The organism is Dorea sp. YH-dor226 (assembly GCF_039832105.1).
GTDB lineage: Bacteria > Bacillota > Clostridia > Lachnospirales > Lachnospiraceae > Dorea_A.
In genome coordinates this window covers 126,094-151,446 of record NZ_JBDOHS010000008.1, presented here as the reverse complement: position 1 = coordinate 151,446, position 25,353 = coordinate 126,094, and the positions used below count along the sequence as shown (strand labels likewise).

Below are 25,353 nucleotides of genomic sequence, written 5' to 3'. Positions count from 1 at the left end.
CTTAGCATATATGGATCAGGGGAGTGTCCAACTATTCTCCCCCGGCTCCTTGTAACTTATCAAGCATATCAGTTCATTATAAAAATCTTAGATTTTTGTCTTGACAACTGAGCCACTATAGATGATATGAGGGGTGGACACATCCAAAAAGAAAACTATTTCATGTATAAAAGATAAAGGAGGAAAAGAGATGAAACACATGAAAAAATTTGTCAGTTTATTACTGACAGCGGTTATGGTATTGGCAATGTCAATGACCGCATTTGCTGCAGATACCTATTCCATTACAATCAATAACTCAGCAGAAGGTCATACTTATGAAGCTTACCAGATTTTTACTGGTGATTTATCTGGAACTACACTTTCCAACATTGTATGGGGTTCCGGCGTATCTGAAGATGGAAAAACAGCTTTAGGCAATGCGGCAACGAAAGCTGAAAAGTTGAAAACAGAAGCGGATGCAAAAGCATTTGCAAAAGAAGTTGCTCCGTATCTTACAACTGCAGCTGGTTCTGCTAGTACTGTAACAGATGGTAAATATGAAATTTCTGGTCTTGCAGCAGGTTATTATCTGGTGAAAGATAAGGATGACTCTTTAACGAACAAAGATGATGCTTATACTTCTTACATTCTTAAGGTTGTAGGAAATATTGAGTTATCTCCAAAATCTGCGAAGCCAACAGTTGATAAGCAGGTATGGGATGAGATTGATGATGCAGAAGCAGGTGCCACAGATGGATGGGGAGAATCTGCTGACCATGCAATCAATGAATCTTTTCAGTTTAAATTAATTGCTAATCTGCCAGCAGATACTGATTTTAACGCATACGAGAAGTATAAAGTTATATTTACAGATACAATGTCTGAAGGTGTGACCTTTGAATCTATTGACAGTGTAACAGTTGATGGTGTCACTCTTGAAGCTGGTCAGTATTCTTGTACTGCAACTGCAAATCAGGCAGGAGAAAGTTGGACACTTACAATTGATGATATTAAGTCTATTTCAGAAGTAAATTTGACAGATGGTGCTGATATAGTAGTTATTTATAATGCACATTTAAATGAAAATGCACAGGTAAATCACGCGTCTGGTACAACAACAAACAAAAATACAGTAGGTCTTCAATATTCTAATAATCCGAATGCTAGTGGTGAAGGAAATGAAGAATTAGGTAAGACTCCAGAAGATAGTGTATGGGTATTCACATATGAAGTAGATAACACGAAGGTTGATGCAACAGATTCTAAAAACAAAACACCATTAGCAGGTGCAGGTTTTAGGCTGTATGACTCTACAGGAACTACTGAAATTGGTTTGATTTATGATGAAACGTTAAGCGCATATCGTCCTGTGAAATCAGGAGAAACAGCAGTAGAAATGACATCTGCTGCTGGTACTGGTGTATTCAATATAAAAGGTTTGGATGCTGGTACATATGTATTAAAAGAGACAACGGTTCCTGCAGGATATAATAAATGTGCTGATACAACTGTTGTGATTAAAGCTACACATTCAGAAAATGCAGATGGAACATCGGCAACAACAACATTAACATCTGATTCTAATGTTACAAATACTATTGAGAATAAGCAGGGTTCTACTCTTCCAGAGACTGGTGGTATGGGTACCACAATCTTCTACGTTCTTGGTACAATCCTTGTACTTGGTGCAGCAATCATGCTGATCACAAAGAGACGTATGAATAAATAATTTGCAAAGTATCCTGGTGTGTCAGAATGTTCTTCCTGGATTATCATGCAGATATGTTATGAAGAAGAACATTTGACACAGGGCAAAAGCGTTGTATAGCGGGATGGAGTATCGGGAATAACATGCTCTATCCCGGATACAACGGTAAGGAGAGTTTTATGAAGTGGGTCAAAAAGAATATTTCGACAATCATACTTGTGCTGATCTTTTTCGTAGGCCTGTCCTTACTGCTGTATCCGACAATCAGTGATTACTGGAATTCATTTCATCAGTCCAGGGCGATCGCGACTTATGCGGAAGCAGTGGCGGAGTTGGACGATGAAGATTATGAAAAGATGTGGCAGGAAGCGGAAGCATACAATCAGAAGCTTTCGTATCAACCGAACCGTTGGAACCTGACGGAAGAGGAAGAAGAAGAGTATAACCGTATTCTGGATGTTGGTGGAACTGGGATCATGGGATATATAGAGATCCCGGAGATCAAGGTATCTCTTCCAATTTATCATGGAACAGATGAAGGTGTTCTGCAGATTGCAGTAGGTCATATCCCAGGCTCTTCACTGCCGGTTGGTGGAATTGGAACTCACAGTGTGGTATCCGGACATCGAGGACTTCCGTCTGCCAAGTTATTTACCAATCTGGACGAACTGGATGAGGGAGATGTCTTCATGATCCGGGTGCTGGATGAGACACTGACCTATGAGGTGGATAAGATCAGTATTGTAGAACCGGACGATCTGACTGGTCTGGAGATTGATCCGGAACTGGATCTGTGTACACTGGTTACCTGTACACCTTATGGAGTGAATTCTCACCGGCTTTTGGTGCGCGGGCACCGTATCCCGAACCTGGAGGATGATTCGATCCGGGTGACGGCAGACGCCATGCAGGTGGATCGTTTGATCGTAGCATCAGCGATTGCAGTGCCGATTCTGCTGATACTGATCATCTGGGTGCTGGTACATTATCGGAAAAAGAAATCTTAAGCATAGATAAGAGGAGGAAAAGGAGGAGATAACGTGGATAGATGGAGCAGAAAACTACAGAAAAAGATTTTGCGGTTCTGTTGTGCTCTGGCTGCAGTGTTGCTTTTGCCGGCAACGGTATATGCAGCCGGTCAGAATGGCGATGTAGCAAAAGAGACGAGTCTGACGATACATTATGCTGCTGGAAAGAATCAGTTTTTGTTCTATAAAGTGGCAGCCTTTTCCGAGACAGGAGTTTTTTCGCTGGAAGCGCCATTTGACGGATATACGGATGAAATAGAAGAGTTGAATCATCTGGACAATCTGAATGCAGAAGGATGGAATGCATTGGCGACAACGCTGGATGGAATGGTACAGGATTTACAACCTGTATATCAGGAAGAGACCGATGAGAACGGAACACTTGTGATGAGTGGAATCCCGAAAGGATTGTACCTGATCATTGGTGAGACTACACAGGATGATCAGTATCTCTATACACCGTCTCCGATTCTTGTGACAGTGCCGAATCGAGATGAAGCAGGGAACTGGGTCTGCCATCCGGTAATTGAGCATACAAAGATCGGAAAAGAAGATCTTCACGGGGATCTGTCTGATTATTCTGTAGTAAAGATCTGGAAAGATACAGGATATGAGAAGAAGCGACCGGAAAGCATTAAGGTAGAGCTTTTGCAGGATGGAAAATCATATGAAACCGTAACTTTGAATCAGGAAAATAACTGGAAATACACCTGGGAAGATCTGGAGGCAGGTCATGAGTGGAAAGCAGTAGAACAGACGGTGCCGTCCGGATATACCATGACCAGCACACAGGAAGGAAAGACATTTATCATAACCAATACCTATAAGAAGCCGGGCACAACGGTTCCGACAGGTGGAGGTTCTAAGCTTCCGCAGACCGGACAGTTGTGGTGGCCGGTGCCGATTCTGGTAATCCTGGGCATCCTGGCGATCTTGGTTGGCTATGTATGGCGCAGAAATCCGAATCAACAATTATAAAAGAAAGATAACATGGGACTGTAGCATGAAACTATATTCTGCAACAGTCCTATCTTTATTCCCATATTATTTTATTAGGTAAAAAATGATTGCATAAAATATACTTTCGTGTTAAGATAAGTTCACTTACAGATAATGGTATCTGAAGGTTTATTCTGATTACAATTCAAAAAATCAAACAGTCCATAGGACTGTCAACGAGGAAAATCCCTCAAACAATCACAGAGTAATACAATAGAATAAGTTTTGAGAAACAGACTTGAAGTAATAAAAAGTTTTGTATAAAATAAAGATAGATATACTTATTTGGTAAAAATCAGATCATTTCATCTGTTTCTCAAAAACGGGAAGGAGATTGAATGGCGAAAGAAAACCGAAAAGTGAAAAACAGTGTATTAGTGGATTTATTTTACGAAGATGAGTTCGCAGAAGAAAACGATCGCATGTTGTACAATGCACTACACAAAGAACCATTGCCGGAAGGCACAGAGATTCGAAAGATTCGTGTAGATAATGTATTGTATATGAATTTTCAGAATGACTTTTCTTTTGGAGTCGGAGGGAAAGTGCTGATATTGGGAGAGCATCAGTCAACCATTAATAAAAATATGCCCCTTCGAAATCTGATGTATACCGGAAGAGCTTATGAGCAGATGGTTCCTGTTAGAAAGCGATATAAAAAGGAAATCATAAGACTGCCAAAACCGGAGTTTTATACTTTTTATAATGGAAAGGAAACTAAAGTCATTAATATTAATCCTGATGCGGGTCATGAAATACTGGAAAAGTGTCCGGTATTAAAAGAGTATGGACAATTTATAGATATGATACGCAAATATCAAGAAACAGGTGACGAAGATGCATACGAACATGCAATCAAAGAATGTATCCAGAAAGGAATACTTGCGGACTATCTGACAAAACGTGGAAGTGAGGTAGTGAATATGCTGGTGGCGGAGTACGATTATAAAATGGATATGGAAGTGCAAAGGGAAGAGGCATTTGAGGAAGGGGAAAAACTGGGTCGACTGGAAGGTCAGGATGATGGAAAAATGATGAAACTTGTTCATCAAGTTGTAAAAAAGATTCAAAAAGGAATCTCGGAAGAACAGACAGCAGAGATGCTGGAGGAAGCGTTTGATACGATTCATAGAATCTATGACATGGCTGGTGAGTTTGCACCGGAATATGATGTGGAACGGATATATGAAAGGTTGAAACAGTCTTTTTGAGGTTCGCAGGTTGTAATATGTAGCCAGGAGGTGCGGGGCATCTCCTGTGTTGGATTGGGTTAAAAGTGTTTGTCACACCATTTCCCTAATAAGCTGATCAGTGTATAAAGAAACATCGCCATAATACAGAGAAGGACGATGCTCATCAGAAGCCAATCCATTTTAAATACCTGACTGGAATAGATGATCAGATACCCAAGTCCGTTTCTTGCGGCCAGGAATTCTCCGATGATGACGCCTACCAGGCACAGACCGATATTGACTTTCATGTTGCTTATGATCGCGGGAATCGAACTGGGAATGACTACCTTTAGAAGGGCCTGCATGCGTGTTCCCTGTAGCGTATAGATCAGCTTGATCTTGCCTGGATCTACGGTGGTGAAGCTGGTGTACAGGCTCAGGATGCTTCCGAAGATCGCGACAGACATTCCGGCTACGATGATGGTCGTCTTTGTGGCACCCAGCCATACGATCAGAAGCGGCGCCAGGGCTGATTTCGGGAGGCTGTTCAGAACCACCAGATATGGATCCAGGATCTCGGAAAGCTTCGGACTGAACCACAGGGCAACTGCCACCAGGATTCCGATGGCAGTCACGAGCAGGAAGCTTAAGATTGTCTCATACAGTGTAATTCCGGTATGGAGGAAGATGCTGTGATTCAGAACCATTCCCCAGAAGCATAAGGCGATCTTGGAGGGACTGCTGAAGATGAAGGAATCAATGATTCCGACATTGGCTGTAAATTCCCAGACGAAAAGGAAACTCAGGAGGATCAGTATGCGTGAGATCCGGACGATTCGCAAGTGTTTGCGATGCTGCTGCAGATAGGCCTGTTGTCCCTGTGATAACTCATTCATGCGTGTTCAGCTCCTTCCATATGAGGTTAAAATACGTCTTAAATTCTGGTGCATTTCGTCGGTTCAGCGGTGTATCTTCTTCCAGCTGAAAGATTAATGGAATTGTCTGTCTGATGGTTGCAGGACGACCGGATAATACGATGACCCGGTCAGCCAGAGAGATAGCTTCGGACAGATCATGCGTCACAAGGAGTGCGGATTTCTGTTCGTGACGGATAATCTGACCGATATCATCTCCGACATTCAGGCGGGTCTGATAGTCCAGTGCAGAAAATGGTTCGTCAAGAAGAAGAAGATCGGGTTCCAGAACCAGAGTACGGATCAGTGCAGCTCTTTGCCGCATGCCGCCGGATAGTTCAGAAGGCCTGGAATTGCGAAACTGGCCAAGACCATAGATGTCCAGAAGTTCCTGCGCCCGTTCACGGGTCCTTGCAGTCAGCATATGCTGTACTTCCAGCCCCAGAAGAACATTGTTGTAGATGGTTCTCCATTCAAAAAGCTCATCATGCTGCAGCATATAGCCGATATTCGTAGTACTTTCGCGCAGATATCTGCCGTTCACTTTGATCAGTCCCTTTTCCGGTTCGAGAAGTCCGGCAATCAGCGAGAGGAGTGTAGATTTTCCGCACCCGGAAGGTCCTACGATCGCAACGAATTCTCCCTTGTTCAATGCAAATGAAATGTCGATAAGTGCCGGTGTCTCGCCTTCCAGGTTGTGATATGCGTAATGGATATGTTTTAATTCTAATATCTGTTCCATAGGAACCTCCTGCCCCGTCTGATATACTATCATATGCAAAAAAACGGGATAAGTGCGGATTATGCTTGCCAGAAAAGAAAGAAGAGACTATAATTCATAAGTAAAAATATCAGAAATAGATGGTATATGAGAAAGGTAAGGAGAAAGCGGAGATGACGGGAAAGATCAATTACCAGAGAGAACTGGATCAGCAGATCGAGTATCTGCAAAAGGAAGGACGGGTGCCGACTCTTTTGCTGCACAGCTGCTGTGCACCATGCAGCAGTTATGTGCTGGAATACTTAAGTCAGTATTTTCGGATCACTGTGTTTTATTACAATCCCAACATCTACCCGGAAAGTGAATATACAAAAAGGATCCAGGAACAGCAGACTTTGATTGAGGAGATGCCATGGAAGCATCCGGTATCTTTTCTGGCGGGAAGGTATGAAAAGGAACGATTTTACGAGATGGCGAAAGGCATGGAAGAAGTGAAAGAAGGCGGCGCGAGATGCTTTCGCTGTTATGAGCTCCGGCTTCGGGAAACTGCACGGATTGCCAGAGAAGGTGAATTTGATTACTTTACGACGACACTCAGTATCAGTCCGCTTAAGAATGCTGCAAAGTTGAATGAGATAGGCAAAAATCTGGCAGAGGAATATGGAGTGGAATATCTGTTTTCAGACTTTAAAAAAAGGAATGGATATAAGCGTTCTATTGAATTGTCCGAAAAGTATGGTTTATACCGTCAGGATTACTGTGGATGTGAGTTTTCTCTGGAAGAACGAAGAAAACAGAAAGCACTTTTGTCTGGTAAATCGTAAAAATCCCATATTTATATTTGCTTTTGCCTGGAAATATGATAAAATCGTAAACAGCAATTTCATACGAAAGGAAGAATATCCATATGGCACAGTTATGGGGCGGTCGTTTTACAAAGGAAACAGACCAGTTAGTATATAATTTTAATGCATCCATTATGTTTGACAAGCGATTCTATGCACAGGATATTAAGGGAAGTATCGCGCATGTAACGATGCTTGCGAAGCAGAATATTCTGACAGAGGAAGAAAAGAATCAGATCATTGCCGGACTGAATGGAATTTTAAATGATGTTGAGGAAGGAAAATTGGAGATTTCTGATAAATATGAAGATATCCACAGTTTTGTAGAAGCAACACTGATTGACAGAATCGGAGAACCGGGAAAGAAGCTGCATACCGGAAGAAGTCGTAATGACCAGGTGGCACTGGATATGAAGCTGTATACCAGAGATGAGATCGGAGAGATCAACGAATTGGTGAAGGGGCTTTTGCAGGCTATTCTTCATGTAATGGAAGAAAATACAGAGACAATCATGCCTGGATTTACACATCTCCAGAAAGCACAGCCAATCACGCTGGCACATCATATGGGTGCGTATTTTGAGATGTTTAAGAGAGATCATGAGAGACTTCTCGATCTTTCAAAACGTATGAATACATGTCCGCTCGGATCAGGCGCTCTGGCCGGAACAACCTATCCGCTGGACCGGCAGTATACTGCGGAGCTGCTTGGATTTGAAGGCCCTACACTGAACAGTATGGATGGTGTATCGGACAGGGATTATCTGATTGAATTATTGTCAGCACTTTCTATGATCATGATGCATTTGAGCAGATTTTCCGAGGAAGTGATCATCTGGAATTCGAATGAGTATCAGTTCGTAGAGATCGATGATGCTTACAGTACCGGAAGCAGCATCATGCCGCAGAAGAAGAATCCGGATATTGCAGAACTGGTTCGAGGGAAGACAGGACGTGTTTATGGAGCACTGAATGCGCTTCTTACTACGATGAAGGGAATTCCGCTTGCATACAACAAGGATATGCAGGAAGACAAGGAGTGGGCATTCGATGCAATTGATACAGCCAAGGGATGTATTATGCTGTTTACAGGAATGCTCAGAACCATGCAGTTCAATAAGGATCGCATGAAAGACAGTGCAAGACATGGGTTTACCAATGCGACGGATGCGGCAGACTATCTGGTGAATCACGGAGTGGCATTCCGCGATGCTCATGGAATCGTAGGACAGCTGGTGCTGACTTGTATCGAGAAAAAGATCGCGCTGGATGAACTCCCTCTTGAGGAATACAAAAAAATATCTCCGGCATTTGAAGAAGATATCTATGAGGCGATCAGCCTGGAGACATGTGTGAATAAACGTGTGACTACAGGAGCGCCGGGAATGGAGTCCATGAATCGGGTAATTACAATGTACCAGGAGTACATGAAAACATACTAAGCGGGGAATACACCCGTTTCCGTCACGCAGACGGGAGCAGAAGAATACAAGAGAAAGAAGAGGGATGAAGGAAATGGAAAAGAAACTGAGAGTAGGTATTTTAGGAGCAACAGGTATGGTAGGACAGAGGTTTATCGCGCTGCTTGAGAACCATCCATGGTTTGAGGTGGTGACGGTAGCTGCAAGTCCGCGTTCTGCCGGAAAGACATATGAAGAGGCAGTCGGCGGACGCTGGAAGATGACTACACCGATGCCGGAAGGTGTAAAGAATCTGGTTGTTTTAAATGTAAATGAAGTAGAGAAGGTTGCTGAGACGGTTGACTTTGTATTCAGTGCTGTTGATATGACAAAAGATGAGATCAGAGCAATTGAGGAAGCATATGCGAAGACAGAAACACCGGTCGTATCCAATAACAGTGCACACCGCTGGACACCGGATGTTCCGATGGTAATTCCTGAAATCAATATTGAACATTTTGGTCTGATCGAGACACAGAAAAAACGTCTGGGAACGACCCGTGGATTTATCGCAGTTAAACCGAACTGCTCAATTCAGAGCTATACGCCTTGCCTTGCAGCATGGAGAGAATTTGGACCAAAAGAAGTGGTTGCAACGACTTATCAGGCAATCTCCGGTGCCGGAAAGACTTTCAAAGACTGGCCGGAGATGGTGGAAAATATCATCCCATATATCGGTGGCGAGGAAGAAAAGAGTGAGCAGGAGCCGCTTCGTGTTCTTGGAACATTAGAGGATGGTCAGATCACACTTGCAAAAGAGCCTAAGATTACATGCCAGTGTCTGCGTGTACCGGTATTAAACGGACATACAGCGGCTGTTTTCATTAACTTTGAGAAAAAGCCGACAAAAGAACAGCTGATCGAAAAATTAGTGAATTTCAAGGGCTTCCCACAGGAGGCAGAACTTCCAAGTGCTCCAAAACAGTTCATTCAGTATCTGGAAGAAGACAACCGTCCACAGGTAAAAGCGGACGTAGATTATGAAAGAGGAATGGGTGTATCAATCGGACGTCTGAGAGAAGACAGCATCTATGATTACAAATTCATCGGACTGTCTCACAATACCGTTCGTGGAGCAGCAGGCGGAGCAGTGCTGTGTGCAGAGTCTCTGACTGCCAAGGGATATATTCAGGCAAAATAATATTATAAAAGGGGATTGTTGTTCTGCAACAATCCTTATTTATTGTGTACAGATTCCTCATATTCTTTCTTTTATTTCCTATCTTCAGGTGGTAGAATAAAAGAAAGTGTAATAGCAATAAGGCGAGGTGCAGGGATATGAATAAAGAGATATTAAACTATACGCAAAACCGCGAATTATCCTGGCTCAGGTTCGATCACAGAGTTCTTGAGGAAGCGCAGGATCCGGAAGTCCCTCTTCTTGAGAGAATGAAGTTTGTCGCAATATTTACCAGTAATCTGGATGAATTCTTTATGATTCGTGTCGGAAGTCTGTTCGATATGGTACAGATGGATGCGACCAGTATTGACAGCCGTTCCGGCATGACGCCGAAAGAGCAGCTGGAGAAGATCTATGAGGCAGTGGCGCCATTATACAAAGAGCGTGACAAGACTTATGCAGAGATTAAGAAACAGCTGCATCCATACGGAATCTGCGGACTTGATTTTAAAGAACTGGAACAGTCAGAGAAAAAATATGTAAAGAAATATTTTAAAGAACAGGTGCTGCCGATTCTGTCACCGCAGATCGTGGATGCCAACCACCCATTTCCACATCTTCTGAATAAGGCAATCTATGTTACGGCGAACCTGAAACATAAGGACAGCGAGAAGGGGAAGACGACACTTGGTATCGTGCCGGTTCCGCAGTTTGTGTCGGATATCCTGATGCTTCCGGGACATGACATTCGCTATATTCGTATGGAAAAGGTCATCATGGAACATCTGAATATAGTTTTTGATCAATATGAAGTATCGGATGCCAATTACATCTGTGTAACAAGAAATGCAGATGTGGCGCCGGATGATGAAGCGCTTGAGATCAATGATGATTTTCGTCACCTGATGAAAGAAACGCTTCACAAGCGTCGTAAAATGGCGGTAGTGCGTCTTGAAATCGCAGAGAAACTGAACAGTGATATGGAAAAATATTTCTGTGAGAAGTTCAATATTATACCTTCGCAGATCTTCCGGACCAAGATGCCGATGAAGCTGGATTATATATTTTCCATTGCAGGCAATCTTCCGGATTCCATGAAGCGCTCTCTGACCTATGTGCCGTTTTCGCCACAGAATTCTGCAAACGTGCAGGAAGGGAATATGATGAAGCAGGTGAAGAAAAAAGACATCCTGTTGTTCTATCCGTATGAAAGTATGAATCCGTTCCTGAAGCTGATCAAGGATGCATCTACAGATCCGAATGTCATGACGATCAAGATCACGATCTACCGCCTGGCGAAGAAGGCAAGGCTTGTAGAGTATCTCTGTGCTGCAGCAGAAAACGGGAAGGAAGTTACGGTGCTGATCGAGCTTCGTGCCAGATTTGATGAACAGAATAATATCGACTGGTCAGAACGGCTGGAGGACGCCGGATGCCGGGTGATCTATGGATTCGAGGGCTATAAAGTACATTCCAAGATCTGTCTGATCACGTATCGCAACCGCAATGATATTCAGTATATTACACAGATCGGAACAGGTAATTACAATGAGAAGACAGCAGCGATGTATACAGATCTGTCGCTGATGACGGCCAATCAGGCGATCGGACGGGATGCGGCAGAGTTCTTTAAGAATATGTCGATCGGCAACCTGAACGGTACATACAATCATCTGATTGTATCACCGACCAGTCTGAAAAAGCAGGTGCTTTATCTGATGGATGAAGAGATCAGAAAAGGCAGGGAAGGCAGAATCATCATGAAGATGAATTCGCTTACAGACGTTGATTTTATCAGGAAAGTATCAGAAGCATCTCAGGCAGGTGTAAAAGTAGACTTGATTGTCAGAGGAATCTGCTGTATACTACCGGGAGTACCGGGGTATACGGAAAATGTCAGAATTATGAGTGTGGTTGGAAGATATCTGGAGCATCCACGTATCTTCAGCTTTGGAACCGGAGCAGAGCAGAAGATCTATATCGGTTCTGCGGATATGATGACGAGAAATACGGAAAAACGAGTAGAAGTTGCATGCCCGATCATGGATGACAGTATTCGTAAGCAGATCAATCATTATCTGAAAGTGATGCTGAGTGATAATGTAAAAGCAAGAGTCATGCTAAGTGACGGTACATATAAAAAGAGGGAGAATACGCAGCCTCCGGTCGATTCTCAGGCGGTATTCATGGATGAAGCAATTCATGCAAAGCGTGAGGAACCAGAGCAGAAGAAGAAAATGGGTGACTGGCTGAAGACATTCTTCCGCAGATAGGAGTAAGATATATTATATGGGGAAATCACTATATATTGCTGAGAAACCCAGTGTGGCACAGGAATTCGCCAAAGCACTGAACATGAAGACAAGAAGACAGGACGGATACCTGGAATCGGAAGAGGCAATCGTTACCTGGTGTGTCGGACATCTGGTGACGATGAGCTATCCGGAAGCGTATGATCCGGCGCTTAAGAAGTGGAGTCTGGAAACGCTGCCTTTTATTCCGGAAGAATTCAAGTATGAAGTGATTCCGGCAGTCAGTAAACAGTTTAAGATCGTATCAGGACTGCTCAATCGGAATGATGTGGAGACGATCTATGTCTGCACAGACTCCGGAAGAGAAGGAGAATATATCTATCGTCTGGTGGAACAGCAGGCGGGAGTACATGGAAAGAAGAGACGGAGAGTCTGGATCGACTCACAGACAGAGGAAGAGATTCTCCGTGGGATCCGGGAGGCAAAGGATCTGAAAGAGTATGACAATCTGGCCTCCTCAGCCTACCTTCGTGCGAAAGAAGATTATCTGATGGGAATTAATTTTTCCCGTCTTCTGACCCTGAAATATGGAAACAGCATTTCCAGTTATCTTCATACTCGCTATTCCGTGATCTCCGTAGGAAGAGTAATGACCTGTGTTCTTGGGATGGTGGTAAGAAGAGAACGGGAGATCCGGGACTTTGTGGAAACTCCGTTTTACAGAGTGGTCAGCACGGTCGGAGATCCGGGACAGACCTTTGAAGGAGAGTGGCGTGCGGTTAAGGGATCCCGCTGGTTTGAATCATTTGATCTTTATAAGGAAAATGGATTCAAAGAGAGAAAGAAAGCACAGGAACTGATCGCATACCTGAGTGAGGAATCACCGGTTCGGTGCCAGATCACTTCGATTGAAAAAAAGAAAGAAAAGAAGAATCCACCGCTTCTGTTTAATCTGGCAGAGCTGCAGAATGAGTGCTCGAAACGATTTAAGATCAGTCCGGACGAGACACTTCGGATTGTGCAGGAACTGTATGAGAAAAAGCTGGTGACGTATCCCAGAACAGATGCCAGAGTGCTGTCAACGGCAGTCGCAAAGGAGATACATAAGAATCTGAATGGTCTGATGAAGTATGAACCTGTTGTGGAATATCTTCAGGATATTGTACAGTTTGGAAGTCATAAGAGGCTGGAAAAAACCAGATACGTCAATGACAAACAGATTACGGATCATTATGCAATCATACCGACAGGACAGGGAATGAATGCACTTTCAGGATTATCCCGCCTGTCCGGACAGGTGTATGATGTGATCGTGCGTCGATTTTTAAGTATCTTTTATCCTCCGGCAGTTTATCAGAAAGTTGCAATCGTGACAAAGATCCGGGAGGAATCATTTTTCTCAAGTTTTAAAGTGCTTGCAGAGGAAGGCTATCTGAAGGTTGTGGGGATTCCGGGACAGAAAAAAAGCGGGAGTACGGCAAAGGATTCTGCAAAAGGCATAGAAGAAGATGCTGACGATATTGGTGGAAAAGATACAGATGCTGCATTCTTTCAGAAGATACAGACACTTAAGAAGGGGATGGTTCTGGAAGTGCAGTCACTGGAGATCAAGGAAGGAAAAACATCGCCTCCGAAGCGTTATAATTCCGGATCTCTGATTCTTGCAATGGAGAATGCCGGACAGCTGATTGAAGATGAAGAACTGCGTGCGCAGATCAAGGGAAGCGGCATCGGTACCAGCGCTACCAGGGGAGAGATTCTGAAAAAGCTTTTTAATAATAAGTATCTGGCACTGAATAAGAAGACACAGATTGTAACTCCTACCATGCAGGGGGAGATGATCTATGATGTGGTGGATCATTCGATCAAATCTCTGCTGAATCCCGAACTCACTGCGAGCTGGGAAAAGGGTCTTACTTATGTGGCAGATGGTGATATTACACCGGAAGAGTATATGCAGAAACTGGATCAGTTTATTGTAAGCAGAACCCAGGGAGTCAAAGGGCTGAATAATCAGTATCAGCTTCAGGCCTGTTATGATAAAGTGGCAAAATATTATAAAAAACGTACATAATATGCGTGTGAAAGGAGTAATTAAAAGACATGAAAGGATTAACAGTAGCAGAACTTTATACGCTGGATGAAACGATCGCCAGAGGGATCTTTGACGGTGTGACTTATCCGTGGGAAGTACTTCCTAAGATCAGTAATTTTATTCTGGAACTTGGAAAGACACTTCCGGAGGATGAGTATGACCGGATCGGAGAGGATGTATGGATTGCAAAGTCTGCCAGAGTATTTGAGTCTGCATACATACACGGACCGGCGATCATCGGAAAAAATGCAGAAGTCAGACACTGTGCATTTATCCGTGGCAATGCGATTGTAGGAGAGGGAGCCGTTGTAGGCAATTCCACTGAGCTTAAAAATGTGATTCTCTTTAATAAAGTGCAGGTTCCGCACTACAATTATGTTGGTGATTCGATCCTTGGCTATAAGGCACATATGGGTGCCGGTTCTATCACTTCAAATGTGAAGTCAGATAAAAAACTGGTTGTGGTTAAGACGCCGGAAGGAAATATTGAGACGGGAATCAAAAAATTTGGTGCCATGCTTGGTGATGAAGTAGAGGTGGGCTGCGGTACAGTGCTGAATCCGGGAAGTGTTGTGGGAAGTCATTCCAATATCTATCCACTTTCCAGTGTCAGAGGCTATGTGCCTGCAAACAGCATCTATAAAAGACAGGGTGAAGTTGTGGAAAAATACCAGGAAAATACAGAAAGGAACGAATAACGTGAAAAAGATTGGTTTTATAGGGGTTGGAATCATGGGAAAATCCATGGTGAGGAACCTGATGAAAGCAGGATATGAGCTTCATATCTATGCCCGTACTAAAGCGAAGGTAGAGGATGTGATCAGTGAAGGGGCGATTTTTCATGATGGTATCGCTGACTGTGTGAAGAACCGTGAAGCAGTGATCACGATTGTGGGGTTCCCACAGGATGTGGAAGAAGTTTATTTTGAACAGGGGAATATCCTGGACAGTGCGGTTTCCGGAGCATATCTGATTGATATGACGACCACAAGTCCGATGCTGGCTGAGAAGATTGCAGAAGAAGGAAAGAAGAGGGGATTCCATGTATTGGATGCACCGGTTACAGGAGGCGATACCGGGGCGAAGGCCGGAACCTTGTCCATTCTTGTTGGCGGAGAAAAAGAAGATTATGAAGCCTGCATGCCTCTTTTTGAAGCGATGGGAACGAATATTAATTATCAGGGAAAGTCCGGATGTGGACAACATGCAAAGCTTGCGAATCAGATTATGATCGCCGGAACCCTGTCAGGGGTATGTGAAGCTCTGACCTATGCGAAAGCAAAAGGGCTGGATCTGAATACCGTTTTGAATTCAGTATCGACAGGCGCAGCCGGAAGTAAGCAGCTGGATGCATTTGGTCCGAAGATCCTTGCCGGAGATTATGCACCCGGATTCTTTATGAAGCATTTTATCAAAGACATGACGCTTGCACTCACAGAGGCAAACAGAAGTAATCTGAGCCTGGATGTATTAAGTCAGGTGCTCGCGAATTATGAACTTTTGCAGGCAGAAGGATATGGCGATCTCGGAACACAGGCTCTGATCAAGTATTATGAAGAAGAACTTCCTGAGTAACGCATGAAGAAGAGTAATTGAAAGGAGATACAAATATGCTGGATGATAAGTATGTAACATTTGAAATTGAAAAGGCAAAGCATATTGCGCTGGTTGCCCATGATGGAAAGAAAAAAGAACTGGTTGACTGGTGTGATAAAAATAAGGATATTCTGAAAAGCCATTTTCTGTGTGGAACCGGAACAACTGCACGTCTGATCGCTGAGAAGACAGGACTTCCGGTCAAAGGCTATAACAGTGGTCCGCTTGGCGGAGATCAGCAGATCGGCGCCAAGATCGTGGAGGGGAATATTGATTTTATGATCTTTTTGTGGGATCCATTGGAAGCACAGCCACATGATCCGGATGTAAAGGCACTGCTTCGTATTGCGGTTCTGTATGATATTCCGGTTGCGAATAATCTGGCGACAGCGGATTTTATGCTGAACTCCAGATATATGGATGAACCATACAGCAGAAGAGTTGAGAATTTTAATAAAACAATTCAGGACAGAGTTGAGAAAATGAAATAAAAGAATAAAATGAATCATAGATGCCGTGATCTGTGCAGAAAAAATCTGCCGGGTGAACGGCATCTTTCTGGTATATGTTGACATTATACACATAATGTGGTATTCTTACAAAGTAAGACTTTACCGCTTTAAAGCGCAACGATTTAAAGCGGTAAGAAAGATGAAGGAAAGTTGAGGGTATTATTTTATGGGTGTCAAATTACTGTTGTTGATCGTATTTTTTGCAATTATGGTAACAGTAGGACTTTATTCAAGAAAGCATTCAACGAGTGTTGACGGATATGTTTTAGGGGGACGTTCTGTCGGACCGTGGCTGACTGCTTTTGCTTATGGTACTTCGTATTTTTCGGCTGTTGTGTTTGTGGGATATGCCGGACAGTTCGGATGGAAGTATGGTCTGGCTTCTACCTGGATCGGTATTGGAAATGCATTGATCGGAAGCCTTCTTGCCTGGGTTGTACTGGGAAGACGTACCAAGGTCATGACGCAGCATCTGAATTCTAAAACTATGCCGGATTATTTCGGTGAGAGATATGGAAGTAAGGCATTGAAGATTGCAGCTTCTGCAATTGTGTTTATATTCCTGGTGCCATATACGGCATCTGTCTATAACGGTCTTTCCAGACTGTTTGGAATGGCATTCAATATTCCGTACAAATATTGTGTTATTGTAATGGCTGTATTTACAGGTATCTATGTAATTCTGGGAGGATACATGGCTACAGCAATCAATGATTTTATTCAGGGAATTATCATGCTGGTTGGTATTGTAGCTGTTATTCTGTCGGTACTGAGTGGTCAGGGTGGATTTATCCAGGCGATCAAAACGATGGCAGAGATCCCAAGTGATATTCCTGTTACCATGGGACAGCAGGGTGCATTCACTTCCTTCTTTGGCCCGGATCCGTTGAACCTTCTGGGTGTTATCACATTGACATCTCTTGGAACATGGGGACTTCCGCAGATGGTTGGAAAGTTCTATGCAATTAAAGATGAGAAGTCTATCAATACAGGTACGGTTGTATCTACATTTTTTGCAATCATCATTTCCGGAGGCTGTTATTTCCTGGGTGGTTTTGGAAGATTATTTGATAATCCGCAGCTTTATGATGAGGCAGGCAATGTGATCTACGATGGTGTGATTCCATATATGCTGTCTACGCTTCCGGATATTCTGATCGGTATTGTTGTAGTACTGGTATTATCTGCGTCTATGTCAACACTTGCTTCTCTGGTTCTGACTTCCAGTTCTACACTGACACTGGATTTCCTGAAGGATAATGTCATGAAAGATATGAGTGAAAAGAAGCAGGTTCGTACCATGCAGGTGCTGGTTGTATTTTTCATCGTCTTATCAGTTGTGATTGCGATGGATCCTCCGACTTTTATTGCGCAGTTGATGGGTATCTCATGGGGTGCTCTGGCAGGTGCATTCCTCGCTCCGTTCATGTATGGTCTGTACTGGAAGGGTGTGACAAAAGCGGCAGTGTGGGCAAGTTTTGCAACTGGTGTGGGAATCACAGTGTCCAATATGTTCCTGCATTATATTGCATCTCCGATTAATGCCGGTGCAATTGCAATGATCGCCGGTCTGATCGTGGTACCTGTTGTAAGTTTTGTGACTCCAAAGCTTCAGAAAGAACGGGTAGACGACATCTTTGCATGTTACGATGAAAAAGTAACGATCACGAAAAAACGTTCTCTGGCTCAGGATTAGAGTATAGTTGATAAAAGAATAAAATACATCAAGGGAAGTGATTAAATTTATCACTTCCCTTTTCTGTGTACATATGTTAGGATAAGGAAGGATTAAAAATGAACAAGAAAATTGATGATTATTATTCGATGTGAACGATGGATTCATGATCAGAATGGAATAGAAGGAGAGGTTGTCAGTTATGAAAAATTATCAGAAATATGAAAGAACTTATTTTATGCCGCCGGAGGTTACTTATGACTGGGCGAAGAAGGAGTATATTGATCATCCGCCAATCTGGTGCAGCGTTGACTTACGTGATGGAAACCAGGCATTGATTGAACCAATGAGTCTGGATGAAAAGCTGGAATTTTTCCAGATGCTGGTTGATATCGGATTCAAAGAGATTGAGGTTGGATTCCCGGCTGCATCTGAGACGGAGTATCAGTTCATGAGAACACTGATCGAGAAAAATATGATTCCGGATGATGTGACGGTTCAGGTACTTACGCAGGCGAGAGAACATATCATTAAGAAGACGTTTGAGGCGGTGAAGGGTGCTCCGCATGCGGTGATCCATCTGTATAATTCTACCTCTGTAGCACAGAGAGAGCAGGTATTCAGAAAGAGTAAAGAAGAAGTGAAACAGCTTGCGGTAGACGGTGCAAAACTGCTCCTTCAGCTGGCAAGTGAGACGGAAGGAAACTTTACGTTCCAGTACAGCCCGGAGAGTTTTCCGGGAACGGAAGTGGATTACGCGGTTGAAGTATGTAATGCGGTTCTCGATGTATGGAAACCGACCGCAGATAATAAAGCCATCATCAATATTCCGACCACAGTGGAAAATGCAATGCCGCATGTATTCGCATGTCAGCTGGAATATGTGAATAAACATCTGAATTACAGGGATAATGTGATCCTGTGCTTACATCCACACAATGACAGAGGATGCGGTGTGGCAACCGCAGAACTTGGAGTTCTTGCCGGAGCAGATCGTATTGAGGGAACGTTATTTGGTAATGGTGAGCGTACCGGTAATGTGGACATCGTAACCATGGGTATGAACATGTATTCTCACGGAGTGGATCCCGGACTTGATTTCTCCGATATGCAGAGAATTCGTGAGACGTATGAACGTCTGACCAGAATGCATGTATATGAGCGCCAGCCATATGCCGGAGATCTGGTATTTACTGCATTTTCCGGTTCTCATCAGGATGCTATCGCCAAAGGAATGGCCTGGAGAGAGGAAAAGAAGTGCGATACCTGGACGGTTCCGTATCTTCCGATCGATCCGCAGGATGTGGGCAGAAGATATGACTCTGACGTTATCCGTATCAACAGCCAGTCCGGAAAAGGCGGCGTAAGCTATATCCTGAAGCAGAGCCATGGTATCAACCTGCCGCAGAAGATGAGAGAAGAAGTCGGATATATGGTAAAAGATGTATCTGACAAAGCGCATAAGGAGCTGACTCCGGAGTGGGTATACCAGATCTTTGCCGATCACTATATTAATACAAAAACCGTTTTCCATATTGATGAGTGTCATTTCAAACAGGTGGACGGAATTACTGCGGAAGTGACGATTAATCACGGTGGCGAGAATAAAGTGATTACTTCCAACGGAAATGGCCGACTGGATGCAGTAAGCAATGCGATTAAACAGTATTTCAATATCAGCTACGAACTGACTTTCTATGAAGAGCATTCTCTGACAAAGGGATCTTCTTCCAAGGCGGTTGCATATGTTGGAATCATCTGCAAGGGAAAGACCTTCTGGGGTGTCGGAATAGATCCTGATATTATCCGGGCATCGATTGAAGCACTGATTGTAGCCGTGAATAAGGTGGAGGAGCTGGGAAGCGCCAATGTATGTACGGATGCGAGAATGATTGAAATCATGAATTATGTACAGGCAAATTATATAGATATTACACTGGATGATCTTGCAGAAAAGTTCTACTTATCCAAGCCATATATTTCCAAATACATCAAAGAAAAGTCTGGTATGACGTTTGGAGAACTGGTGAAAAAGATTCGTATGAAGAAAGCAAAAGCACTTCTTAAAAGCAGTAATATGACGGTAGAAAATATTGCGCTGTCTGTAGGCTATCAGAATGTAGAGCATTTTAACCGGTTGTTTAAAAAAGCTTATAATATGACACCGATGCAGTTCCGGAATCAGAAATAAAAAATAAAAAATAGTATCCAGAGAAGCTGCTGAATATGCGGGAGAAGATCCTGACAATTTCAGCGGCTTCTTTTTATATATTTTTGTAAGAATATGTACTTCAGTCTATAGAGTATGCTATAATATTAACAAAGAAAATGTCATAAGGAGGCTATACCAATGATTATCAGTGCAAAATATCTCATGACAGGAGATGGAAAAACAGTTTTAGAAGATAAGGCGGTTGTAACCGGATCAGATGGAAAGATCCGTAAAATTGGTTCCAAGGAGGAACTGATAAAAGAATATCCGGAGGAAGAAGTAAAGGAATATGGGGATGCAACGATTCTCCCGGGATTGTGTGACATGCATGCACATCTGGGATACTGGTATTCTCAGCCGGACAGCTTTAATTATGGACCGCAGCTGATCATGCTCTATGCACTTCAGCATGCACAGGCAGCATTTGAACGGGGAATTACTTCTGTGAGAGATATGTCCTCGGCACACGGAGTATGTAAGAATCTGAAGCTGGCTGCAGAAAAGGGATTTATCACAATTCCGAAGATTACACATACGGATACCGGAATCTGTATGACCGGCGGACATGCCTGGGAGGAAGTGGAACAGGTAGATGGTCCGTGGGAAGTGAGAAAAGAGATCCGCAAACAGGTGCGTGACGGTGCGGAGTGGGTGAAAGTGCTTACCACGCATCGTTCCCATATACCGGAACTTACGCAGGAAGAACTGGACGCAGCAGTAGACGAATGCCACAGAAGAGGAATCAAGTGTGGAGTACATGCAGGAACGAATCCGGGAATTCAGATGTGCATTGATGCAGGCTTTGATACGATTGAACATGCTACATTCATGACGCTGGATCATGCGAAGCAGATGGCTGAAAAGGGAATCGCCTGGACTCCGACTATTATGGCATATACATTGTTATATGATATCTGCAAAGAAAAGATGGAAAACCATGCAGGTGCACCGGTAAATGATCCGGTTATGCAGAAAGAGATTAAGGATTATCAGTATTTTGAACCTGCATATAAGGCTTACAGAGATAACTTTAAAGCATTTTATGATACAGGTGTTACGGTGATAGCAGGAACGGATATGGTGATGTATCAGTCGCCGCTTCTGCCTCTGCCAAGAGAACTTCAGTATATGGTAGAGTATGGTATTACACCGGTACAGGCGATCCAGACAGCAACTTCTAATCCGGCAAAAGTTCTGGGAGTAGAAGACCAAAGAGGTCTGATCAAAGAAGGGCTGGATGCAGATATTCTTGTTGTGGGAGGTAACCTCAGTGAGGATATTACCCGTCTGAATGATGTGAAACTTGTGACTATGGATGGAAAGAGAGTCTTTGAAGACGGAATCCGATATGTAGGTACAAGTAATATGTTTATGTAGGTTTTCAGTTCTTTTGCTTAGGTTGTTTATCAAATAAATGTCTGGGGGAAAAAACATTGAAAAAACGGTTAACGGCGGATAGCATTTATTATCTTATCACGGGATTCATCATACAGATTGCGCTGCTGATTCCATGGATTCCTTTAGGGGGAAACTTCCATAACACATATGGATATCTGATGAGGCTTCGCAAAGCGGAGGATATGAGTGCACTTGTACAAGCAGACATGTCGGCAATGGGAGTAGACTGGCTGGAATGGAATGATATCCAGTCAGTCGCAATTGCCTTCATGGTTATGTTGATTTTGATGGCTGTGATACAGCTTCTGGGCCTGATTAGCCTTTTTAGAATATGGATTGGAAGAAGCAGTGCATTTCTTCCAATCGTAAGTCTGGTAGTCAGTTGTCTGGGATTGCTGCTGTCTGTCGAAGGACCTTCGCTTTACATTAATAATGCATATTTTAAGGTGTATCCGGTTGGAATTATGTTCTTGTTGTGTATCTATCTGGTTGGCGGGCGCATGCTGGACTCATGGACGGATGCATCAGACGAGATGCAGCGGATCTGGGAACGAGATCGCCTGGCAAAGAAGGAGAGAGAAGAGAGGCTTGCATTTGAGGGGAAATATTCTCCGCTGTTTTACCGGGTGATCTGGAAGAATTTTAAGAGTAACTGGGAGACTTATAGGGTATTTATTCTGGTAGGAACGATCTCAATCAGCTTTATCTTTGCCGGTGTTGGAATTCGGGAGATGCTGTCCGGAATGCGGAGTGTGGAAAATCTGGCGATGGGACAGGGCCTTGGTACAATCCTGATGAATTTCTTGATCGCAGCAATTGTGATCGCAGTATTTTTGATTGTTTCTGTGCTGATATTTTATCTGAAAAATCATATCAGCAGTTATGCTCTGTTTCAAAATCTTGGAATTCGAAGCAGGACATTATACTTGTTTATCGGAGCAGAATTATTAACCTGTATTGTATTTTCGCTGCTTGGTGGATATCTGTTTGGAAATATCGTCCTGTTTCTTTGTCGTAGCCTGATTACAGGCGGACTGAAAGGGGCGGTAGTCCTGGAGCATGTCACTGTCAAAAGCTATCTGTTGACATTTCTGATAAGCTTTTTGCTGTTTCTGATCTCAGCTATGGCAACGCATGATATTTACATTGAAATGGGAGGCTCATCTTCCAGATATAAAGCAGTACAGAAAGAAAAGATGTCGGGAAAATGGAGCCCCTGTTTTCTGATTGCGGGAGTTGGTCTGCTTCTCTATTCTATCTATGGTTTTTCGCAAAGAGAACATGCAGAAAAAATTGGGGATATCGTGTTGTTTCTGTTTGGACTGTATCTGTCTCTGCGTCACGGAGGGAGTCTGTATCTTCGTATGCAAAAGAAAAAGATCCCGGTATATTATAGAAATCTGTTAAAGAATAATTACTTTTATCATCATTTTAAGACGGCTTACAGGTATCTGTATTTGATTACATTGCTGCATATCTGCGTGCTGTTTATCTTTTCCAGAGAAGCAGCGTCCTCTCTGACTGCAGAAAAACCAGAGACAATGTTTCCTTATGACTATGTATGTATGGCGACCGATGATGACCGGGAATTATTTAAGGAGTTAGAGAATAATAATCTTGCAGATGTCATGACATATCCGATGGTCCGGGTCACTAATGCCGATAATTCAACCGATATCAATGGAACGATGGAATCTATCATGCCGCAGGGACAGCATATCGGGATCTCAGAATCTACATATCAGGAATTGTGTGCTCAAATTGGACGTAAAGCGAAGGATCTGAATCTTGCGGAGGATGGAAGTGAAATATATATCATCTTTCAGGAAGATAAAAGTGTGAAAGCACATCCGATTGATTATTTTTCCGGGAAAAAGACTCCTTATCTGCATATCGGACAGCCGGTGGTATCTTATGATTATCTTCACCGTGCAGACATATTTCCGCCCAGAACAATTGTTGGAATGGAGAGAAGGATACTGATTGGAAATCTGCGGCAGGGAGAATATGAAAATATTGTGGTATTTTCCGATGTGTATTTTGAACAGATTCAGGAATTATGGAAGACGACGGATTATCGGAATGGAGAGCAGATTGCACAGGAGGAAGGTGTGGAAGATGTGAATATCCATCACTGGCCGGATCGCCTGGTTCTGATCCATGCATCAGGTGACCGGAAATCAGATATTGAAGAAAAACTGAGGATATTTGAAGAAAATCATCAGTTTGATCTTGGGTTTGACAGTGTGGTTCAGGCATGGTATTCGAAAGACCAGCTGACAGACCAGCTGAAGGCGGAAAGGTTCATGAATATTGCTGTCAGCTTCTTCATAATGACTCTTATGGCAGTTGTAACGCTGGTGCTTTTGTATATGAAAGCAGAATCGGAGATGAGAGAAAAGATTCGTCAGCAGGAATTTCTGCAGAATATGGGAATGAGAGAAAAGGAACGCATACATATTATTCAACGGGAAGTTTACATTTATTTTTGGATTCCGATGGCAGTTGCGGCGGTCTCAGTCATGGTATTTACCGGAATCATGTGGAGAAACAGGGGATATACACCGGAAGATATCATGGCATATCTGAAAGTACTGGCAGTGACAGGGCTGCTCTATGTTGGGATACAGTTGCTGGGAGTTCAGGGCATCAGTCGTTATATTATAAAAAAGGTGGAGAAAAATTATGGGAACAGTCATTAGAACAGAACAGTTATATCGTAATTATTCCAAAACAGGAAGCAGGAAAGAGCAACCGGATGATATCCGTGTACTGAAAGGGATTGATCTGTCGGTGGAAGAAGGAGAATTTGTGGGAATTATGGGAAAGTCCGGATGCGGAAAGACGACCCTGATCAAAGTACTCGGACTGATTGATGTGCCAACGAAGGGAAAGCTGTATTTCAAAGAAAAGGACACGGAATCCCTGTGGAAGGATGAGTTGGCAGATATCCGAAGAAGAGAGATCGGGTTCGTTTTTCAGGATTTTTATCTGATGGACAGTCTGTCCGTAAAAGAGAATATCATGCTTCCTATGATACTGGATAAAGCAGAAGCAGATCAGTGTACAGAACGCGCGATGAAGCTTTCCGGGCAGTTTGGGTTGACACACCTGCTGGACAAGAATCCGTATGAATTGTCAGGAGGAGAGAAGCAGAGAGTTGCAATCTGCCGGGCACTCATTAATAACCCGGATGTGATCGTTGCGGATGAGCCAACCGGCAATCTCGATTCCAAATCCGGGAAAATCGTAGTAGATGAATTTATACAGATCAACGAAGAGATGAAAAAGACGATCATCATGGTCACACACGATCCGCAGATGGCAAGCAAATGCAAAAGGATCCTGTTTTTGAAAGATGGAGTGATACTGGAGGATCTGAAACGAACCGGGGAAAGTGAAGGATTTTATCAGGAAATTCTGAAACGGATGGCTTCACTGTAATTTACCATTTCCACAAGAACGCCTCGACGCTAAGTCGCTTACCTCGGCTTATCTTGTGAAAATGGTATGGTCAGGGCTGCCACTACATGATCAACAGACTTTTTTATATAAACATTACGCTTCAGCGCGAAGTTGCTTACTGCAGTTGTTTTGCGGGAACAGAATATGAAGAGCTATAAGTTATATGATGTTTGTTATATATATATGTTTAAGGGCGAAG

General features: G+C 43.2%; 19 protein-coding genes. 17 read left to right on the top strand and 2 right to left on the bottom strand.

Features of this window, described 5'->3' with window-relative positions; all coding sequences use genetic code 11:
- Positions 1-190 precede the first annotated feature (190 nt).
- The 4 genes from ABE547_RS08985 to ABE547_RS08970 all read left to right on the top strand — a co-directional run bounded on the left by ABE547_RS08985 (position 191) and on the right by ABE547_RS08970 (position 4,928).
- On the top strand, positions 191-1,711 hold the full coding sequence (locus ABE547_RS08985) for an isopeptide-forming domain-containing fimbrial protein (protein ID WP_347378453.1): 1,521 nt from the start codon (positions 191-193) through the stop codon (positions 1,709-1,711).
- A gap of 158 nt (positions 1,712-1,869) precedes the next feature.
- Positions 1,870-2,697 (top strand): class C sortase, encoded by an 828-nt coding sequence (locus ABE547_RS08980; protein WP_235249761.1) that lies wholly within the window; start codon positions 1,870-1,872, stop codon positions 2,695-2,697.
- A gap of 33 nt (positions 2,698-2,730) precedes the next feature.
- Positions 2,731-3,696 (top strand): Cna B-type domain-containing protein, encoded by a 966-nt coding sequence (locus ABE547_RS08975; RefSeq protein ID WP_347378452.1) that lies wholly within the window; start codon positions 2,731-2,733, stop codon positions 3,694-3,696.
- Between the two features lie 359 nt (positions 3,697-4,055).
- Entirely contained in the window at positions 4,056-4,928 is an 873-nt protein-coding gene (locus tag ABE547_RS08970) for a hypothetical protein (RefSeq protein ID WP_347378451.1), read from the top strand.
- Between the two features lie 59 nt (positions 4,929-4,987).
- Here ABE547_RS08970 and ABE547_RS08965 read toward each other — a convergent pair whose 3' ends face one another.
- A complete protein-coding gene (locus ABE547_RS08965; protein WP_347378450.1) occupies positions 4,988-5,785 on the bottom strand; it encodes an ABC transporter permease in 798 nt (265 codons plus the stop codon).
- Positions 5,778-6,545, bottom strand: coding sequence for an ABC transporter ATP-binding protein (locus ABE547_RS08960; RefSeq protein ID WP_347378449.1), 768 nt, complete (start codon positions 6,543-6,545; stop codon positions 5,778-5,780). Before ABE547_RS08960 ends, ABE547_RS08965 begins: the two co-directional genes overlap by 8 nt.
- A 152-nt stretch (positions 6,546-6,697) precedes the next feature.
- Between ABE547_RS08960 and ABE547_RS08955 the strand changes: the two genes are divergently transcribed.
- From ABE547_RS08955 to ABE547_RS08895, 13 genes are all read left to right on the top strand, one after another.
- Entirely contained in the window at positions 6,698-7,348 is a 651-nt protein-coding gene (locus ABE547_RS08955; protein ID WP_235249529.1) for an epoxyqueuosine reductase QueH, read from the top strand.
- Between the two features lie 83 nt (positions 7,349-7,431).
- Positions 7,432-8,811: an argininosuccinate lyase gene (gene argH / locus ABE547_RS08950; RefSeq protein ID WP_347378448.1), complete on the top strand. Its 1,380-nt coding sequence runs from the start codon at positions 7,432-7,434 to the stop codon at positions 8,809-8,811.
- Between the two features lie 73 nt (positions 8,812-8,884).
- Positions 8,885-9,970, top strand: coding sequence for an aspartate-semialdehyde dehydrogenase (asd, locus tag ABE547_RS08945; RefSeq protein WP_235249532.1), 1,086 nt, complete (start codon positions 8,885-8,887; stop codon positions 9,968-9,970).
- A gap of 137 nt (positions 9,971-10,107) precedes the next feature.
- Positions 10,108-12,222, top strand: coding sequence for a polyphosphate kinase 1 (gene ppk1, locus ABE547_RS08940; RefSeq protein WP_347378447.1), 2,115 nt, complete (start codon positions 10,108-10,110; stop codon positions 12,220-12,222).
- A gap of 16 nt (positions 12,223-12,238) precedes the next feature.
- On the top strand, positions 12,239-14,275 hold the full coding sequence (locus ABE547_RS08935; protein WP_347378446.1) for a DNA topoisomerase: 2,037 nt from the start codon (positions 12,239-12,241) through the stop codon (positions 14,273-14,275).
- A gap of 29 nt (positions 14,276-14,304) precedes the next feature.
- A complete protein-coding gene (locus tag ABE547_RS08930) occupies positions 14,305-14,994 on the top strand; it encodes a UDP-N-acetylglucosamine pyrophosphorylase (RefSeq protein ID WP_347378445.1) in 690 nt (229 codons plus the stop codon).
- Position 14,995: 1 nt separating this feature from the next.
- Positions 14,996-15,871 (top strand): NAD(P)-dependent oxidoreductase, encoded by an 876-nt coding sequence (locus ABE547_RS08925; protein ID WP_347378444.1) that lies wholly within the window; start codon positions 14,996-14,998, stop codon positions 15,869-15,871.
- Between the two features lie 35 nt (positions 15,872-15,906).
- Positions 15,907-16,383: a methylglyoxal synthase gene (locus tag ABE547_RS08920; protein ID WP_235249537.1), complete on the top strand. Its 477-nt coding sequence runs from the start codon at positions 15,907-15,909 to the stop codon at positions 16,381-16,383.
- A gap of 187 nt (positions 16,384-16,570) precedes the next feature.
- Positions 16,571-18,100 (top strand): sodium:solute symporter, encoded by a 1,530-nt coding sequence (locus ABE547_RS08915; RefSeq protein ID WP_347378443.1) that lies wholly within the window; start codon positions 16,571-16,573, stop codon positions 18,098-18,100.
- Between the two features lie 181 nt (positions 18,101-18,281).
- A complete protein-coding gene (locus ABE547_RS08910) occupies positions 18,282-20,270 on the top strand; it encodes a 2-isopropylmalate synthase (protein WP_347378442.1) in 1,989 nt (662 codons plus the stop codon).
- A gap of 159 nt (positions 20,271-20,429) precedes the next feature.
- Positions 20,430-21,668 (top strand): amidohydrolase family protein, encoded by a 1,239-nt coding sequence (locus ABE547_RS08905; RefSeq protein WP_347378441.1) that lies wholly within the window; start codon positions 20,430-20,432, stop codon positions 21,666-21,668.
- Between the two features lie 56 nt (positions 21,669-21,724).
- The gene (locus ABE547_RS08900; RefSeq protein WP_347378440.1) at positions 21,725-24,391 is read left to right on the top strand and encodes a hypothetical protein; all 2,667 of its coding nucleotides are present in this window, start codon (positions 21,725-21,727) and stop codon (positions 24,389-24,391) included.
- A complete protein-coding gene (locus ABE547_RS08895) occupies positions 24,375-25,133 on the top strand; it encodes an ABC transporter ATP-binding protein (RefSeq protein WP_347378439.1) in 759 nt (252 codons plus the stop codon). Before ABE547_RS08900 ends, ABE547_RS08895 begins: the two co-directional genes overlap by 17 nt.
- The last annotated feature ends 220 nt before the right edge of the window (positions 25,134-25,353 follow it).